Annotated in this window: 16 protein-coding genes and 1 tRNA gene; 7 read left to right on the top strand and 10 right to left on the bottom strand. The window is 33.8% G+C overall.

The window, feature by feature from the left end; translation table 11 throughout:
• Window positions 1-265: 265 nt before the first annotated feature.
• The 5 genes from ACY3XC_RS19230 to ACY3XC_RS19210 form a co-directional block, all read right to left on the bottom strand.
• The gene (locus ACY3XC_RS19230) at window positions 266-697 is read right to left on the bottom strand and encodes a GNAT family N-acetyltransferase (protein ID WP_464869950.1); all 432 of its coding nucleotides are present in this window, start codon (window positions 695-697) and stop codon (window positions 266-268) included.
• Window positions 698-908: 211 nt separating this feature from the next.
• Window positions 909-1781, bottom strand: coding sequence for a GNAT family N-acetyltransferase (locus ACY3XC_RS19225; protein ID WP_464869949.1), 873 nt, complete (start codon window positions 1779-1781; stop codon window positions 909-911).
• A 172-nt stretch (window positions 1782-1953) separates the two neighbouring features.
• On the bottom strand, window positions 1954-2619 hold the full coding sequence (locus ACY3XC_RS19220; protein ID WP_464869948.1) for an HAD family hydrolase: 666 nt from the start codon (window positions 2617-2619) through the stop codon (window positions 1954-1956).
• Window positions 2620-2837: 218 nt separating this feature from the next.
• Entirely contained in the window at window positions 2838-3779 is a 942-nt protein-coding gene (locus ACY3XC_RS19215; RefSeq protein WP_464869947.1) for an SMI1/KNR4 family protein, read from the bottom strand.
• A gap of 220 nt (window positions 3780-3999) precedes the next feature.
• A complete protein-coding gene (locus ACY3XC_RS19210) occupies window positions 4000-4443 on the bottom strand; it encodes a WapI family immunity protein (RefSeq protein WP_464869946.1) in 444 nt (147 codons plus the stop codon).
• Window positions 4444-4676: 233 nt separating this feature from the next.
• Between ACY3XC_RS19210 and ACY3XC_RS19205 the strand changes: the two genes are divergently transcribed.
• A complete protein-coding gene (locus ACY3XC_RS19205; RefSeq protein WP_464869945.1) occupies window positions 4677-5198 on the top strand; it encodes a hypothetical protein in 522 nt (173 codons plus the stop codon).
• A gap of 106 nt (window positions 5199-5304) precedes the next feature.
• Here the strand turns inward: ACY3XC_RS19205 and ACY3XC_RS19200 are convergent, their stop codons facing one another.
• The 4 genes from ACY3XC_RS19200 to ACY3XC_RS19185 form a co-directional block, all read right to left on the bottom strand.
• Window positions 5305-5520 (bottom strand): YdbC family protein, encoded by a 216-nt coding sequence (locus ACY3XC_RS19200; RefSeq protein WP_464869944.1) that lies wholly within the window; start codon window positions 5518-5520, stop codon window positions 5305-5307.
• 75 nt (window positions 5521-5595) lie between these two features.
• Window positions 5596-8601 (bottom strand): type I restriction endonuclease subunit R, encoded by a 3006-nt coding sequence (locus ACY3XC_RS19195; RefSeq protein WP_464869943.1) that lies wholly within the window; start codon window positions 8599-8601, stop codon window positions 5596-5598.
• Window positions 8602-9882 carry a restriction endonuclease subunit S gene (locus ACY3XC_RS19190; RefSeq protein ID WP_464869942.1) on the bottom strand — a complete coding sequence of 427 codons (1281 nt, stop codon included), beginning with the start codon at window positions 9880-9882 and terminating at the stop codon, window positions 8602-8604. It abuts the gene before it with no gap.
• The gene (locus ACY3XC_RS19185; RefSeq protein WP_464869941.1) at window positions 9875-11653 is read right to left on the bottom strand and encodes a type I restriction-modification system subunit M; all 1779 of its coding nucleotides are present in this window, start codon (window positions 11651-11653) and stop codon (window positions 9875-9877) included. The genes ACY3XC_RS19190 and ACY3XC_RS19185 overlap by 8 nt, the downstream gene beginning before the upstream one ends.
• Before the next feature lie 746 nt (window positions 11654-12399).
• On the opposite strand from ACY3XC_RS19185, the gene ACY3XC_RS19180 reads away from it, so the two are divergent.
• Together ACY3XC_RS19180 and ACY3XC_RS19175 are read left to right on the top strand one after the other, a co-directional pair.
• Entirely contained in the window at window positions 12400-12609 is a 210-nt protein-coding gene (locus tag ACY3XC_RS19180) for a helix-turn-helix domain-containing protein (protein WP_464869940.1), read from the top strand.
• Between the two features lie 216 nt (window positions 12610-12825).
• Window positions 12826-13959: a site-specific integrase gene (locus ACY3XC_RS19175; RefSeq protein ID WP_464869939.1), complete on the top strand. Its 1134-nt coding sequence runs from the start codon at window positions 12826-12828 to the stop codon at window positions 13957-13959.
• 170 nt (window positions 13960-14129) lie between these two features.
• Here the strand turns inward: ACY3XC_RS19175 and ACY3XC_RS19170 are convergent.
• Window positions 14130-14201, bottom strand: a tRNA-Val gene (locus tag ACY3XC_RS19170).
• A 211-nt stretch (window positions 14202-14412) separates the two neighbouring features.
• Between ACY3XC_RS19170 and ACY3XC_RS19165 the strand changes: the two genes are divergently transcribed.
• The 4 genes from ACY3XC_RS19165 (at window position 14413) to ACY3XC_RS19150 (ending at window position 16506) form a co-directional block, all read left to right on the top strand.
• Window positions 14413-14637, top strand: a complete 225-nt coding sequence (locus ACY3XC_RS19165) for a WYL domain-containing protein (RefSeq protein ID WP_464869938.1) — start codon at window positions 14413-14415, stop codon at window positions 14635-14637.
• 98 nt (window positions 14638-14735) lie between these two features.
• Window positions 14736-15458, top strand: coding sequence for an alpha/beta hydrolase (locus ACY3XC_RS19160; RefSeq protein ID WP_179158348.1), 723 nt, complete (start codon window positions 14736-14738; stop codon window positions 15456-15458).
• A 106-nt stretch (window positions 15459-15564) separates the two neighbouring features.
• On the top strand, window positions 15565-16077 hold the full coding sequence (locus ACY3XC_RS19155; protein ID WP_464869937.1) for a YjcG family protein: 513 nt from the start codon (window positions 15565-15567) through the stop codon (window positions 16075-16077).
• A gap of 6 nt (window positions 16078-16083) precedes the next feature.
• Window positions 16084-16506 (top strand): GNAT family N-acetyltransferase, encoded by a 423-nt coding sequence (locus ACY3XC_RS19150; RefSeq protein WP_464869936.1) that lies wholly within the window; start codon window positions 16084-16086, stop codon window positions 16504-16506.
• Window positions 16507-16514: the final 8 nt, after the last annotated feature.

Here is a 16514-nt window from a genome sequence, read left to right as displayed (position 1 = left end):
ATTAAAAAATAGAACAAATTTTTGTAATTGTGTATTTTATTATGATTGTTTCACTGCATTTCTTCAACTATTCTGCCCTTTAGTTCCTTAACAAAAAAAAAGCGAACTGCAAAAGCAGAACGCTGTCTTAGTCAACAAAAGCTCATTCGTTAGTTGGAAAAATTTATTGTTTAAACAAGTATCTGATTCAGTAGTAAAACTACCTTTAAACAAGTTAACTATTTGAAAGTTAGTTTATTGATTTCAGCATATTAACTCCCGCAATTCAAAATCCGAGTGCCTCGTATAGTCTTCGAGTCCCTGCATTATTCCCAAAGACGTGTAGTTTAAAGTAATGAACCTCTTTTTGTTTTAACCATTCTTCAATATGATTCATAACTTCTGTTCCGAATCCCTTTTCTCTGTGTTCTTCAAAAATATAAATTTCATAGAGGAACGCACTTTTCTTTTCTATTTCAACTTTTAACCAAACAAATCCTAATTTATAGTCATCTTTATAGATGTTAAAAAGATAATGATTAGGTGTTTCATTTCCTTGTGGGAGTAAATTATTTAACTGTTTGAGTGCCTTTAACGATGGCTCTTCACCTTCTTCATTCACATTTTGTGATAAGACATCCGAATATCTTTCAATCTTATTCTCGAAGTAAAGTCTAAACTCTTCATCAGTCATTTTTCTAAGTGAAATATTTCTCATAAGCCCTCCTTTTTTCATTATGTCTTTTTAAAAATAATAACATTTCTTGTTCAACTAAACTGCTTTGTTACTGGAACAAGAAAAGGGATTGCCGCAGCAGTCCCTATCTTTAACTCTAGCACCCCTTAGCTCAATAAGAAATAGGATCTGCCACAGCAACTCCATTGTTCAACTTAAGCACCCAATAGCTCAATGAGAACCCTATATACTCTTACCCGAAAATTTGGGCAGCAATCCCAAGTAACGTGTTGTTTCTAAGTGGCATATTCACAGAATTGATTACCATTAATGGCGGTTGACCCGCTTTAACAAAACCACTTTTCTCCAAAAACAACATAAACTCTTCGTTACCTGTTGGCACGTCAATTCTTAATTTCCCTTGATGCTTTGAAGATAATTTATCTATTAAAAATGATGCTGTTTGGAAGTCTGGTGCTACAATAGGACCCAATATGAGATTTATTGGTCCTAAAATGGAAAGTCCATAACCCACAATCGTTCCATTATTGTCTTTTACGACTAAACATTTTTCAGCTTGTTTTATTCTATTCATAAGAAAATGCCTTCTTCTATCTCCGAAGGCATTCTCATCCAACTTAAGAATTTCAGTAAAATCACCTTCACTGAAATTTTCAATGTTAACATCACTGTTATTCAATAATTTAGCATCTGCTATATAGTTATCAGCAAGATATTTATGAACACTATCAACAGTATTAAAGCCCATACTTTCATATAGCGGTTTTCCTTCTTCAGTTGCAATTAGCATAATAGAAGTGTCTTTAGAAACACTGTCTATACATTTCTGAGTAGCTTCTTTTCCTAATCCCAAACCTCTATATTCTTTATTAACAATGACCATACCAATTGAAGCTAAATTAGTATCATAAGGGATTATTGCAGCACTAGACACAATTTTCCCCTCAGCATTTTTTTGTCCGAATATTTTTCCAGTTGACAAAACAGTTCCAATTTCCTGTTCATCATAATCCCAGCCAACTGAGGCGGACAGCTCAATTAACCCTATGACATCACATTTATCAAATTGGACTAATTCCAATATGGTTTTTTTGTATGTAACCATTAAGATTTCTCCTTCTTTAGAACGTCATTTTTTAATCGACTTATGTAAAATTATACAATAAAATTTAACTTGCTATTGAAGTAACCTGAACCGTTAGAACAATAGTTTAACAAAAAGAAGCGTTAATCCTTCTTGGATCAAAGCAACCTTTTGTTGAAGAACAATATGTCATTTATTTGACTTGACTTCCCATTAAAATATCCTTTAACTGCTCAACGCTTTTTACAATATTAGTAGGATTAGAATGACTTAATTCTTCAAATGAACCATATCCATAGGTTACTCCAATAGAAGCAATGCCATTATTATTCGCACCAATAATATCGTGCTCACGGTCACCAATCATAATAAAGTCAACTAGCTTATGCTCTTTGTACTTATCTAGTATGTATTGAATAATTTCAGTTTTTGATGTTCTTGTTCCATCTAGATTACTTCCAACAACAAGGTCAAAATAATGGTCAATATTAAAAAACTTTAAAATTTGATTAGAAAATACCGTAGGCTTTGAAGTTGCAACCACTAAAGTATATTGTTGTTCTTTTAATAATTTTAATAGTAATGGAATATTTGGATATAACTCATTCTCAAACATACCCTTTTCCTTAAATCTTTCCCTATAAAAATCAATTGCTCTGTGTGTTTTTTCCTCATTAAACCCATAATAGTCAGTAAATGAAGCCTGAATTGGTGGACCAATAAAACATTCAAGTTTATCAATATCAGGCTCAACAATGTCCATTTTCTGTAATGCATATTGAACCGATGTAGTTATACCTATTTTTGGGTCTGAAAGTGTGCCGTCTAAATCAAATAAAATAATTTTGTATTTGTCCATATTAAACTCCTTTTCGTGTGTCTATCGCCAACCTTTAATATCATAAGAATTATAACTCTTCTTCAACTATTCTGCTTACGTTAGCACAAAAAGAAAAGCTGCCACCACTGTGACAGCTCCGATCTTTAACTAAAAACTGGTTAACCTTATAATACGAAGCACCCGTTAGTTTAAGTGTAATTCTTCACAAAACCAGAATAAAATGTTAGTGTATTCTATTATTCCTCATCATAAAAATCAATCAACACTCCAACAACCTCTTTAAAAATGTTATATTTTACTTTCACTTCGTACACTCCGTCGCCATAACCAGACATTGAAACCGTACCACCTGGAATAACTCCACCCTGAGCGTCTGAAGCAACCATATCACAACATGCAACATAATATTTTAATCCCACTTCATCAATCTCTATGTCATTGACATTTTTCACTTCAAATTGGATGGCATCGTCTCTACCAAATACTTTAAGGTCGAAAATTCCAGCTTGTGCTGAGTCCACTCCGATAAGTTTATCGCAAACATGCCATTTTCCACTTGGTTTCTTTTCTCCATAATATACGGTTAAACTTTCAACGACTTCGTCAGGTGTGTAAGATATGGATGCTGTCCATTTCCCATTTTTCACATTTGAAAGTATGATTTGCAGTTCTCCTTCTTCATCTACCTGATAACATGGGTCAGTAACAATTAGCTTTCCACTTTCTACTGTAAAAGTACCTACTGTTTTGGGCTTATTAGTATTCACTTTTGGCACATACCAATCAATAAATTGGCTCAGTGTTGATGCTTTACAATCGCTTATCCCAGTTTTATCATTCCAAAGAAAGATTAATTCCTGCATAAATCTTTTTCTAATGCGGTAGCAAAGTTTATCACCATTGATATTTTCACCAATACAAATCATATCACTCGGCATATTTTTAGGTCTGTAATTCCGACTTTGTTTTACAATATCAATTGTAAATGATGATTGTTCATTAGTTTGAAGAGGGAACAAAGTCCAATCACCAAATTTTGCTCCATTCGTTTCTAAAAAAAGTTCTTTGAATTCATCTGGAAACATAGCACCAAGTGCTTTTTCTGTTTTTTTCAATTCAAGTAACGACACTCCAGCCACTTTTGAACTTGGATTAATCATGTTTATTACTTTCTTCATCTCTTCCTCCATGATACTTTCGGATTGGATTACTTTGTATTACTACATTCAAATTAACTATGAGTGTTTTCGATATTTATTAGTAAAAACCTCTATTTATACAATAAAAATGCATTTCTTCTTCAACTAACCTGCTTCGTTAGCTGAACAAGAAAAAAGGGCTGCCGCAAAGACAACCATTTCTTGAACTCAAGCTCCCGTTAGCACAATAACGAATAGCCTAACCTTTACCTTTTAAGCCACCGTATTGGTCGACGATAGTTTTTAATTGTTGTAAGGTGGAAACCAAATAACTCTGTTCGCTTTCAAATTCAAATTGTAATATATTTTCCTCGGATGGTATTTCCTTAAAATGTCCCTCAATACTTATCTGACCAAACCTGTTAAAGTTAAGGTCAATTTTAAGAGCATTCTCCGATTCAGAAAATGTGGCACCGCCTTTTAAATGGTTATAACATTTTTGCATTTCCAAAAAGAACTTATATACTTGACCTGTTGAAAACCATAGTTCAGCATCTTTAACATAATAATTGCCACTCTTGATTTCGATTTTCCCTTGAACATCATACCCACCCAAATAACTTGTCTGATTAGGGAAACCAAAGACTTCATTTAATTCAATGCGTACGAATCCCTGTTTACCTGCAATCGTAAACTCATTCACTTGACTCAGCTCTTTTCGTTCATCAACATTAAACTAAGGATACCAAAATCCCCCATATATTAACAGTTACTTCTTGGACTAAACTGCCCCTTTACTTCAATAAGCGAAGGAGCTACCATCACGAAAAATCCTTCTATCGTTCTAGCACCGGTTTGTTAAAAGTGTTAAGAAATATTATAATGAACATATTTTATCAAAATCACTTAATTGTCTACGGTAACATGCATGACTTAATGAAATTTGAAGCACTCATGTCCTCATATGACTATCGAATACTTCATAGCAAATTTGCCTATCAAGAACTTATTGATGCAAAAGACGAAGGAAATATCTCGGTATGCAATATATATTTCTCTAAATCATTTAATAATAAAAAGAAACGAGAAGAGCACTATAAACTTATTTATAACCCAGGCATGGTTCATGATATTGAATTCAAGAATACTGGTAGTATTAGTTACGATTTCTCCACTAAATATGCACCTTGTTATGGAACATATATATTATTAAGCAAAAAGTTTCCTAAATTGTGGTTTACTCTAATATTCAAAAACTCTTTTACGGGACATGAAGAAAGCTGTGAATTTTCAGGTGGAGCCCAAGGAAATTTGATGGTGGACTCTGATGCAGAGGAACCATATGGATATGAATATGAAGACAAAGAAAGGAAAATAAGAAATAAGAACAACATAATTCATATAGACAATTTTATTTTCCAAAGAGATAATGGATGTCATTCCCAAATTAATGCATGATTATCTCATTATTATTCAAGTGCATTAAACTTGCTCATCTTATTATTCAAAAATAGCTACCGCATTAGACGGTAGCTATTCTTGTAATTCTATAATGTTTACCACTTCAATCTTTATTTAAAAATTCCTTCAACTTATCCATTTCTTCTTTGTTCAAAGTAACACCCTTCCCCATTTTCTCATGGTTTGGTGCCCATTCTCGAATGTCATACTTTGGTTCGCGACCATTCCAACTGATAAGATTTATTTCCTTTGTCCAACCTTTAGGTGATTCAGAAAGGACAGCAATCTGTTCTATAATTTCGTATTTTATTTCTGACATTAATCTACACCCCCTTTATTTATTGAGCTTAGAATAGTCAGTCTTTAATTAGTTGAATTATAATGTTAGTATAAATTAATCTTCACTTCTAAGGTCTTTATAAGCCTCTTTTGCAACAACTTCCATGACAGCTTGATAAAAGGTCGAATCATGGAATAGCTTTTCAAATGAATTCATTGATTTTTCGTAGTTATCTAATGCACTTTTGTGGAAAAAGTCCGGAAAAATACTTCTCTCAAAAATTTGGGAATCATTATTTTTAGCAGATATCTTTAATTTTTTATCTCTTTTTGCTGCTTTATATAAAGTTTCTACTATTACTCGATCACCATCGTTAAAATCCCCTTGAAATTTATCATTTATTTTTTTGATGATGATTTCAAGAAGCTCATCTTCTTCCATAGGTTTAACGCCTGTTCCTCTGTTTTTAGGGTTTACTAACACACTATCCACAGTATTAGGATTTAATGTGATGTCTCCTTTGAACGTTTCCTCAAGCTTGAAGTATTCCAATTTTAGTTTATCTTCAATGCTAATAGCTGTTGTAGTTACAACAGGAATAAATTTATCTAAATAAGAAGTGAATACATACTCTTTATGTAATACTTTATCAAACATACGTGCTATTTGAATAATGTAGGAGTACCATTTATTGAAATTGCGAATAGAAATTCTAAATTCGTGCTGTTCTTCATCGCTTAAGTCTGCATAACGTTCCAAAACTGGCTTTAAAAGACTGATCATTTCACCTAAATCTTTATCACCTTGTTTCCCTTTTTTATAATAAATTTTTAAGAATTTTTCAATATCTTGTTCATTATACAATTTATAATTGCGGATTATTGTTTGTACATCGTAAATCATATTTACATCAATTGCTTCATCCAGCGAAGTAGATTCATAGTACGGAGCAAATGCATCTTGTATTTCATCTGCTTTATTTACAAAATCCAATATAAAGGTATCTTCTTTTCCTGGATGTATGCGATTTAATCGAGATAAGGTTTGAACTGCTTTTACACCCGATAATTTTTTATCAATGAACATTGTATGTAAAAGTGGCTCATCGAATCCCGTTTGATATTTTTCTGCCACAATCAACACGTTAAAATCATTACCGTGGAATTCACCTTTTAATTGGTTCTCAGAGATGTTTCTACCATCTTTTGTTTTGTTCATACTCGTTTCACGGTAGTCAATTCCACCATCATTTACTACTCCAGAGAAGGCAATCAGAATGTCCAAATCATTGTAACCCTTTGCTTCAATATAACGCTTAAATTCGTGATAATAACGGACAGCGTGCAGCCGTGAAGCAGTAACCACCATAGCCTTAGCTTTACCGCCAATTTTATTCTTCGTGATATCACGGAATTGTTCAATCATAATAATCGTTTTTTGCTGCAAGTTGTGAGAATGCAGTGATTGGAAACGACGAATGGCTTTAACGCCTTTTGTCGTAGGAATCTCTGGGTTGTCCGGCGTTTTTTTCGCAATCCTATAAGATGTTTGGTATGTCATGTAATTCTTTAGGACATCCAAGATAAAGCCCTCTTCAATTGCTTGCCGCATACTATATACATGGAATGGATGGAATGTACCGTCATTATGGCGGGTTCCGAACATTTCTAAAGTCTTTTGTTTAGGAGTTGCCGTGAAAGAAAAGAAACTCAAGTTTTTATGTCGACCATGACTTAATAATTCTTTCACAATTTGGTCTTCTCCATCTTCCAAGTTAGCCTCTGCTTCTCCTTCAATTTCAGCGTATTCTCTTAACGCACCTTCCGTGTCTGCAAGTGCAGTTCTTAACTTCTTCGCACTGTTTCCTGTTTGAGATGAATGGGCTTCATCAACGATAATGGCAAATCTGCGACCAGTATTATCATTGATTTCATCAAAAATAACCGGGAACTTTTGAAGGGTTGTAATAATGATTTTCTTACCATCATTGATAGCATCTCGAAGGTCTTTAGAACTTTTTCCTTCACCTATAGTTTCTACAATTCCAACCGTATGGTCAAATCCCGAAATAGTAGCTTGTAATTGATTATCTAATACCCTTCTGTCCGTAACGACGATGACCGAAGTGAAGATATTTTGGTCTAACGCATCATGTAAACTAGACAAACGATAAGAAAGCCAGGCAATACTATTAGATTTTCCTGAACCAGCACTGTGTTGTATTAAGTAGTTTTCACCACTTCCATTCACACGAACATTTTCAACTAATTTTGTAACAACATCTAATTGATGGTACCTTGGGAAAATTAAGCTTCCTTTGGTAATGTCACCATCCAGGTGCATGTAACGCTGCAAGATATCAATCAAAGCATCTTTTCGGAGAACACTTTCCCATAAATAGGATGTTGAATAGCCACAAACATTTTGAGGATTTCCAGCACCCCCGACATTTCCAGCACCATTTGATCCTTGGTTAAATGGAAGGAAATATGTCTTGTTTCCATCTAATTTCGTTGTCATCCAAGCTTCGTACAAATCGACTGCAAAATAGACTAAGAAACGTTTGTTGAATTGAAAACATAATTCCCGTTTGTCACGATCATACATAAATTGTTTTTTAGCATTTTCAACGGTTTGCCCCTTGATTTGGTTTTTTAATTCCAATCCTACGATTGGAATACCGTTTAGTGACAAAACCATGTCAATGGTATTGCGGTTCTCCGTGGAGTAAGCGAATTGTCTTATACATGTTAGCCTATTGGCTTCATATGAGCGAATAACTTCGGTATTTAGGGAAGACTCCGGACGAAAAGAAGCAATTTTTAATCTTGCCCCTCTATCACTTATTCCGTGGCGCAAGACGTATAACAACCCATTAGTATTAATTTCTTGTGTCAATCGCTTGAATAGCTTATTTGGTGCATCCGATTGATACATTCTAACGTATTTCTTCCATTCCTTTTCTTGCGTTGTTTCTATATAAGCTATCAATTCATGGATATCAATAGCTTTCTCTTTGTCATAGGTAGCCTGAGTTCCTTTTGTATAACCTCCTTGGGTTAGAAGAAAAGTTTCAATGTCTTCTTCAAAACGTTTTTCAGTATCTTGTGTGACCGCCATTTAAAGGACCTCCTTTTTCCCTGTTACGTACTCATAAATCAAGGATTTTTTATAGTCCTCAAACTCTTTAATGAGTTGTTGTTTTTGTTCAATTAGACTATCTATATGAGAACATTTGTCATTAAGAAATTCTGCAATTTCAACTTGTTCTTTGCTTGGAGGTACTGCAATTTTATAATTTACTATGAAATTTCCTGGTATTCTCTTTAAGCCACCTGTACCATACATTGTGCTTACACCTTCATTTTTAAATCTCTCATCTTGCAATTTATAGAACAAAAATTCTGTATTAATTTTTTTTGTTCTTATCGTAAAAATTTCTGATGTTCCAAAGCCAATGCCATTGGTAAGATTTTTTGCTATTGCTATATTTCCATTTTCAAAACAAGGAGTTACTTTAGCTAAAACAATGTCATTCTCTTTAAAGTATGAATATCCTGAGTATACCTCACTTACAATTTGATTATTATCAAGTAACATCCTACCATTTCTTAATTTTTCCATTGGAAGAAATGTGCATTTAACATTTTTAGCTTTCACTTCAGATTTCGGAGGTTCAAAATTAATTAGATATTTAAGCTTATTAACCTCCCAATGTTTAGGAATTTCACCCATTGAATTAATTCCACTATTTTTCCTTTCTACTTCCCAATTTAATCCTTTTGTGACTGTTTCGGTAATCAGGGCTTGTTTATATTTTTTAATTTCATTAATGGAATGTTTTGTGTTTTCAATGATGCTATCAATTTTTCGTACTTTTTCGTTTAGAAAATTGGTGATTTTTTGTTGTTCATCCAATGACGGAACAGGTAAGACAAAATTTATGAATTTATCAGTTTGTAATCGCCATCTTCCCAAATTGGAAACTCCTTGTCCTAATCCAAAAAAAATTTTATTTGAATAGCACATTTGAAATATATATTTAAAATAATCACTTAAATAGGAGCTATTATTAATAAAATTAAAAACGCGATAATCCGGACTGGTAACACCACTATAGTTAGAACAATCAACCCAACCGGTTAACAAGTCCATATGATTCATTACAAAATCTCCAGGATTAACTAATTGATACTTACTATAATCCATAGCAATTTGACCTTCGTTACTAGATATGTCCTTTATTTTCAATCCTTTTTGGGTAACAGACAATACATTATGACCAGTTTCATTAGCTATAATTTTTTTTATTCGAAATATATATTTCAACTTTCTAGTTGTCCAATTTTTAGGGATTTCCCTAAGCCATTCAACTCCACTATCTTTCATAATCCTATCCATCGATTTCAACCTCCTGACCCGATAAAGCTTCAAAAGATTTCACGATACTTTCTTCTAGTTCTTTAATTCTATTTACTATAACTTCTGTTCTTTCAGGTTCTTCATACTTGTAAAACAAACGGGTAAAAGGAATCTCATATCCAACCTTAGTCTTTGTTTTATCTATCCATGCTTCAGGGTTAAAAGGTTTAACTTCACGTTCAAAATATGAATCAATGTCTTCAATCAATGGAATTTCTTCTGTATCTCTTAATTTAGTATCAGGTACTAGTTTATTTTTCTTCATCACAACATTGCCATCTTCATCTTTTAATGGCGACTCAATAGTTACTTTGTTAAAACCGAAGTCAACATTGTCTACTATTTTTGATTCAAGCGTTTTATCTCCTAATGTGTATTCTTTGTTAAAGAATTCTCCGTAAGCTTGAATAATGATTTCACGACAATCCTCAGTAATATCATTACGTTTGCTGCCAATAGCCTTACGACGTTTTTCAAACATGTTTGAAGCATCAATCAGCTGGACTTTACCTTTCCGATAGTCTTGTTTTTCTTTTGAAATGACCCAAACATATGTAGAAATTCCAGTATTATAGAAAGAGTCTCCAGGTAATTGCACAATCGCTTCCAACCAATCATTTTCGATTATATATCGACGAATTTCACTTTCTCCGCTTCCAGCAGCACCGCTAAACAAAGGAGAACCATTATGAATAATTGCCATTTTTCCTGTGTCTTTCAATTTTTTTATTCCGTTCAGCATGAACAGCAATTGACCATCGCTTTTCTTCGGCAATCCAACACCAAATCTACCATAACCTCCAAATTCATTTTCTGCCTTAACTTTTTTGTATTCTGCATTCCAGTCAATACCAAACGGGGGGTTACTGATGCAATAATCGAAGGTATAACCTTTGAATTGATCCTCTGTTAGCGTATTCCCTTGTTTCATGTTATCGGGATTTCCCCCCTTGATAATCATGTCAGCTTTAGCAATTGCGTAAGTTTGAGGATTAATCTCTTGACCGAATGTTGTAACCTCTGCATCAGCATCCAACAATTTTAAACGTTCTTCCATAGCTCCCAGCATTTGTGATGTACCCATTGTTTGGTCATAAACAGTTTTTACTACTCCTTCTTCTATTAAAGAATCCTTTTCTTCAGATAATAAGATATCCGTCATTAAATAGATGATATCACGACTGGTAAAATGCGCCCCAGCCTCTTCGTTGTAGCTTTCTGAGAATCGTTTTACTAAGTCTTCGAATACATATCCCATATCAGTGCTAGTAATGATATCTGCGCCCATATAACCCTTAGCCGTGTTAAATTCTTGAATTATGTGAAATAATTTCCCGTTTTTAGCTAACTTCGAGATGTGGGTATCCATTTCAAAATTAGTTAATACATCTTGGACATTTTCCGAAAAACCATTTAAATAAGCTCTAAAATTTTCTTCAATATGTTCAGGGTCTGCCAATAATGTATCAAATGTATACTGGCTAGTATTATAAAATATGTAGCCAGAAGCACGCTGAAGGAACCCATCTTTAACGGCAAATGTTTGATATTTTTCAGATGCTTCCATTACTGCATTTCTTGTTGGTAATAATGTATCATGGAATCTTTTGATAACTGTCATAGGCAGAATGACTTCACCATATTCATGTGGTTTATATAACCCTCTTAAAATTTCAGCAATATTCCAAATTAAATTCGATTTTTCTTGAACATTAAAGTTTGTTTGTAAGTGTCTTTTGGTTTCATTCATGTTTTAATTTCCTCCTAAAGTTTATTCACGGTGATTCCTTAAATGTTGTATGTAAATTATTCATATTTTACTTGCATTCATTACTCTTTATCACAAAGACAGGACCCACTTCACTAAAGTTACATTTCTATTCTCCTAATGAATTTTACATAAACCAATTTTACCATTTTTCGTATTATTATCGGTTATTACTTGACAAAATTTTTCCGGATTTAAATCTCTTATCATAACAAAAAAGCTGGGGTCGATGGAGGAAAAATCAAATAAGTTTATTACCTAGTAACATTTTTTATATTTAACAAAAAAATTTAAGAATATCAAAAAAAACACTTAATGAACCTGCTATTATAAGAACACATCTTACAAGGAGGACCATTAAAAATGGCTATTAAATGTCACCAAACACTTATTATTAAAGGAAATCCAAAAAAATATAGAGAGAATTATTCTACGTCTAACTGAGGAAGATAGGTGCGTACATTTTAGCAACATTCCATCTAAACAATATAATAATTTCCTAGGTTATGAGAATGAAAAGGATGAAGAACTCATTCTTGACAGCTCACAAATTTGGAAATGTCATTATTGTGATAAAATGACCGAATTGGTAGCTAACGGGTGTTGTGATAATTGTAATTGGGTATTATACACAATCGAATTATCCCAATCAATAGCTTTTGAGAACCGCCACCCTTTAATAAAAGGTAAATCTATTATCAAAAATGAAGAAAGAGAGAGAAATACAAATGAATAAAACTTTTGAAGATTACCCAACAGTGCTAACAGCAACGGACTTATCTGAAATTTTAAGAGTTTCAAAACCAACTGCCTATGAAATGATGGAAGAACAATCCTTTCCATTAATAAAAATCGGTCGAACCAAACGTGTTCTTAAAAATGAGTTTTTCCTGTGGTTAACACGTCAAAAACAGACAAATCAACACGTTCATAAATAATATAGATAATATTATCAATTAGCTTCAATATTTAGTATTTCCTAATACATAAAAAAAGGTAGTTATAAGATTCGCGTACATAAACAGAATTGTAAACCGATTTCCAAAATACATATTCATTCAATAATTATTATTTGGGTAAACAAGTGGTAAAATGAATGTAGACCACTTGCTTACCTTCTGCTAAAACGATTTAAAATGTGGAGGTAAGTTAAAATGAGCGGATATTTTCATAAAAGAGGAAAAACCTGGACATATGTAGTTCGAGTTAAAGATGCTGTAACCGGTAAAAGTAAACAAGTTACAAAGGGAGGATTCCGAAGAAAACAGGATGCAGAAATCGCTGCACGGAAGTTACTTGCTGAGGTAGATGAAAATGGGTATAAAGCACCTAGCAATGAAACCTTTTCAGCCTACACTGAATTTTGGTTTACAACCCATTATCAAAAAAGGATTAAAGAATCAACAGCTGAAGCCAGAAAGTATTTGATTAATAAACATTTAATTAGGGAAAATCCTTTTTCCGACAAACCGCTTTCAAAAATCACGACTGAAGATATTGACTCATTCTATAATCTCAAATTAGACGAGGGATATAGTACGAGTACAATACGAAAGATACACCAAATGATACATCAGTCATTGGAACAAGCTGTAACATGGGGGAAAATCAAGATAAATCCTGCAACAAAAGCTGACCCACCATCTGTTACTAAAGAAGAAATGAAAATCTGGTCTATTGAAGAAATTCGTTCATTTCTTGAACATTGCAAGGATGAAAGGCATTATATAACGTTTTTACTCGGCATATATTCTGGCATGCGCCGAGGAGAAATTCTAGGCATGGATTGGGCATCAATAGATTTCAAGAAGAAAGTCATTCAGGTAAGGCGTTCACTTACTCATGTAGAAGGTATAGGATATGTCGTTAAATCGACATTAAAAACAAAAAAAGCCTACCGACAAGTTCCAATTCCCGACTTTGTTTTAGATGAATTAAGAAACCATAAAAGCCTTCAAGAAAAATGGAAAAAACAGCTTGGAGAACAGTTTCATGACCAAGACTTGGTTATATGCACCGAAACAGGTAGCATACAAGATCCGCGAAATTTACTGCGAGCTATGGCAAGAATTATTAAAAAGGCTAATGTGAAGTCGATCCGTTTTCACGACCTTAGGCATACTCATACTTCCATTCTCATACATGAAGGAATTGACATTGTAAAAATTTCCCATCGATTAGGGCATGCAAACCCTAGAATTACGTATGAGAACTATGCGCATCTATTGCCAAACGTCGATAATGAGGTTGCCGATATCTTCCACAAGGCGCTACAAAGTTCACGTTAGCAAAATGTTAGCAAGCAAAAATTTCATTATTGAAATTGAGTAGTTAACAAAAAAACTATTACTCCAATTGAAAAAGAAATTGTTAAATGTAATTAGTTTAACAATTGTAGTAAACAAATAAAAAAAGCTGAAACCCTTGATAAATCAAGGATTTCAGCACTTGAAATTGATGACCCGTACTGGGTTCGAACCAGTGACCTCTTGCCTGTCAAGCAAGCGTTCTCCCACTGAACTAACGAGTCAATATGAAAAATCGGGAACGACCCCATCCCTGTCAAGGAAGTGCTCTCCCACTGAGCTAACAAGTCGTATTAAGCTACAAATATAATTATAGTAAAAATGAAAAAAAAGTCAATAGTTTTAAAAAAAGAACATGCGATCTATATTCATTTGAATAAAGAACGAATGTTCGGATACAATAATAGTATACGATATCAGAAAGGCGGGATTAACATGAATGGGCTTTTATTACGTTCTATAGAGGAAAAAGTTCCGTTGGAGATGATTTATCTATCAGAAAACCAGCAGATTTCACAACGTAAATTACTTGTGAAAGAAGTGAATGATGAGTACATTCGCGCTTACTGTCTTTTACGGAAACAGATTCGTACCTTTCGCAAGGAAAATATATTATCTATCATGCCAAATCCCCACTCTAAAGAACGCTTCCTACACTAATATTCACTCAAAAATAAACTTCACTTTCCACTTGAGCAATTCTAACAATGTTATGATAAAATGCAGTTGTATCAATCGAACATTGGGGGAATTGTCGCATGGAGATACCAAGAGGCACGATAAAAGAACATACAATTAAAAGTCATGAGCTCGAAGAAGACATACAGCTTCTCATTTATTTACCAGCAAATTTCTCACCATTATATAAATACTCACTGTTAATCGCCCAGGATGGCAGAGATTATTTTCAACTTGGCAGAATTGGACGATTAGCAGATGAGTATCTTTTTGAGCGAGAAATTGAAAATTTAATAATCGTTGGGATACCCTATAAGGATGTGGATGATCGCCGCAGGAAATACCACCCTGCTGGAGCACAAAATCAACAATACATTCGCTTTTTAGCACATGAACTAGTTCCATTCCTAGATAACGAGTTTCCAACTTATCAGATGGGCTCAACAAGGGCGCTGATCGGGGATTCACTTGGAGCAACTGTATCATTAATGACCGCTCTCCAATACCCGCACACCTTTGGTAAAGTGCTGCTACAATCACCATATATTGATGAACCGGTAAAGGATTCTGTCAAAAACTTCACAGAAACTGGACTTTTAGAAATCTATCACATCGTTGGTAATCAGGAAACTGAAGTCCAAACTACTAACGGTAAAACAAGTGACTTTCTTAAACCAAATCGTGAGCTTTCAACTCTTCTGACAAGCAAGTCCATTACATACTTTTATGAGGAATTCGATGGAGACCACACATGGACATATTGGCAGCCCGATTTAAAAAGAGCCTTAAAGATGATGTTTTAGCTGATTTAAGGTCATTTCATATTTTTTGAATATTTGCTATAATATCAAGAAGGTCCATGGCTGCACTGATTAAAGAAAAATTCTTGTTTATATGGAGGTTACACAAATGAAATTTGGGGTTGTTATTTTTCCATCAAAAAAACTACAGGATTTAGCTAATTCCTATCGTAAGCGTTATGACACGCATTATTCACTCATTACTCCACACCTAACGTTGAAAAATGCATTTGAAGCAAGTGAAGAGGATGTTGTTCACTTTGCTGATAAATTAAGGCAAATAGCAAGCAATACCAATGCGTTTACATTAAAAACAACTAAAATCAGCTCTTTTCAGCCAGTAAATAATGTGATCTATTTTAAAGTAGAGCCAACTGTAGAGTTAAATCTATTACATCATGAAATCAATCAAGAATTTAGTGAGCAAAATTTAGAATACGCCTTCGTTCCACATATTACGATTGGTCAAGAGCTATCAAATGATGAGCATTCAGATGTTTATGGCTCCTTAAGAATGAAAAGATTCGATCATGAAGAAACTGTTGACCGATTCCATTTACTCTATCAGTTAGAAAATGGTTCTTGGACGGTTTATGAAACATTTCGCCTAGGAAAGGAATAATCACCTGTGAATGTAAAAGTTGTAGAAAATGAAATAGAACTTGAAGATGCTTTTTCTGTCAGAAGAACGGTCTTTATTGACGAGCAAAATGTTCCTGCCGAAGAAGAAATTGATCAGCATGAGGATGAATGTACCCATTTTGTTGCCTATCATGATGGTTCACCAATTGCAGCCGGCAGGTTCCGTGTCGTCGATGGCTACGGTAAGGTAGAACGAATTTGTGTATTAAAAGAAGCTAGAAATACTGGCTCTGGAAAAGCCATTATGAGAGAAATTGAAGCTTATGCTCTCAAAAAGGATTTACATAAATTAAAATTGAATGCTCAAACACATGCTATCCAATTTTACGCTGGTCTAGGTTATGAGGTTGTTTCCGAAGAATTTTTAGACGCTGGTATTCCTCATAAAACCATGATAAAAAAAATTTAATTTCAAGC

The sequence above is a fragment of the Bacillus sp. CZDM1 genome (assembly GCF_055502545.1).
The sequence above is the reverse complement of the archived record's forward strand: the minus strand, read 5'-3'. Positions and strand labels throughout refer to the sequence as shown.

What these genes read in the sequence shown, in the direction of transcription:
- ACY3XC_RS19220 (WP_464869948.1), bottom strand. Translation starts at nt 2,619, where the DNA reads ATGGACAAATACAAAATTATTTTATTTGATTTAGACGGCACACTTTCA.
- ACY3XC_RS19165 (WP_464869938.1), top strand. Translation starts at nt 14,413, where the DNA reads ATGAATGGGCTTTTATTACGTTCTATAGAGGAAAAAGTTCCGTTGGAG.
- ACY3XC_RS19195 (WP_464869943.1), bottom strand. Translation starts at nt 8,601, where the DNA reads ATGGCGGTCACACAAGATACTGAAAAACGTTTTGAAGAAGACATTGAA.
- ACY3XC_RS19205 (WP_464869945.1), top strand. Translation starts at nt 4,677, where the DNA reads ATGAAATTTGAAGCACTCATGTCCTCATATGACTATCGAATACTTCAT.
- ACY3XC_RS19160 (WP_179158348.1), top strand. Translation starts at nt 14,736, where the DNA reads ATGGAGATACCAAGAGGCACGATAAAAGAACATACAATTAAAAGTCAT.
- ACY3XC_RS19175 (WP_464869939.1), top strand. Translation starts at nt 12,826, where the DNA reads ATGAGCGGATATTTTCATAAAAGAGGAAAAACCTGGACATATGTAGTT.
- ACY3XC_RS19190 (WP_464869942.1), bottom strand. Translation starts at nt 9,882, where the DNA reads ATGGATAGGATTATGAAAGATAGTGGAGTTGAATGGCTTAGGGAAATC.
- ACY3XC_RS19155 (WP_464869937.1), top strand. Translation starts at nt 15,565, where the DNA reads ATGAAATTTGGGGTTGTTATTTTTCCATCAAAAAAACTACAGGATTTA.
- ACY3XC_RS19225 (WP_464869949.1), bottom strand. Translation starts at nt 1,781, where the DNA reads ATGGTTACATACAAAAAAACCATATTGGAATTAGTCCAATTTGATAAA.
- ACY3XC_RS19230 (WP_464869950.1), bottom strand. Translation starts at nt 697, where the DNA reads ATGAGAAATATTTCACTTAGAAAAATGACTGATGAAGAGTTTAGACTT.
- ACY3XC_RS19215 (WP_464869947.1), bottom strand. Translation starts at nt 3,779, where the DNA reads ATGAAGAAAGTAATAAACATGATTAATCCAAGTTCAAAAGTGGCTGGA.
- ACY3XC_RS19185 (WP_464869941.1), bottom strand. Translation starts at nt 11,653, where the DNA reads ATGAATGAAACCAAAAGACACTTACAAACAAACTTTAATGTTCAAGAA.
- ACY3XC_RS19180 (WP_464869940.1), top strand. Translation starts at nt 12,400, where the DNA reads ATGAATAAAACTTTTGAAGATTACCCAACAGTGCTAACAGCAACGGAC.
- ACY3XC_RS19200 (WP_464869944.1), bottom strand. Translation starts at nt 5,520, where the DNA reads ATGTCAGAAATAAAATACGAAATTATAGAACAGATTGCTGTCCTTTCT.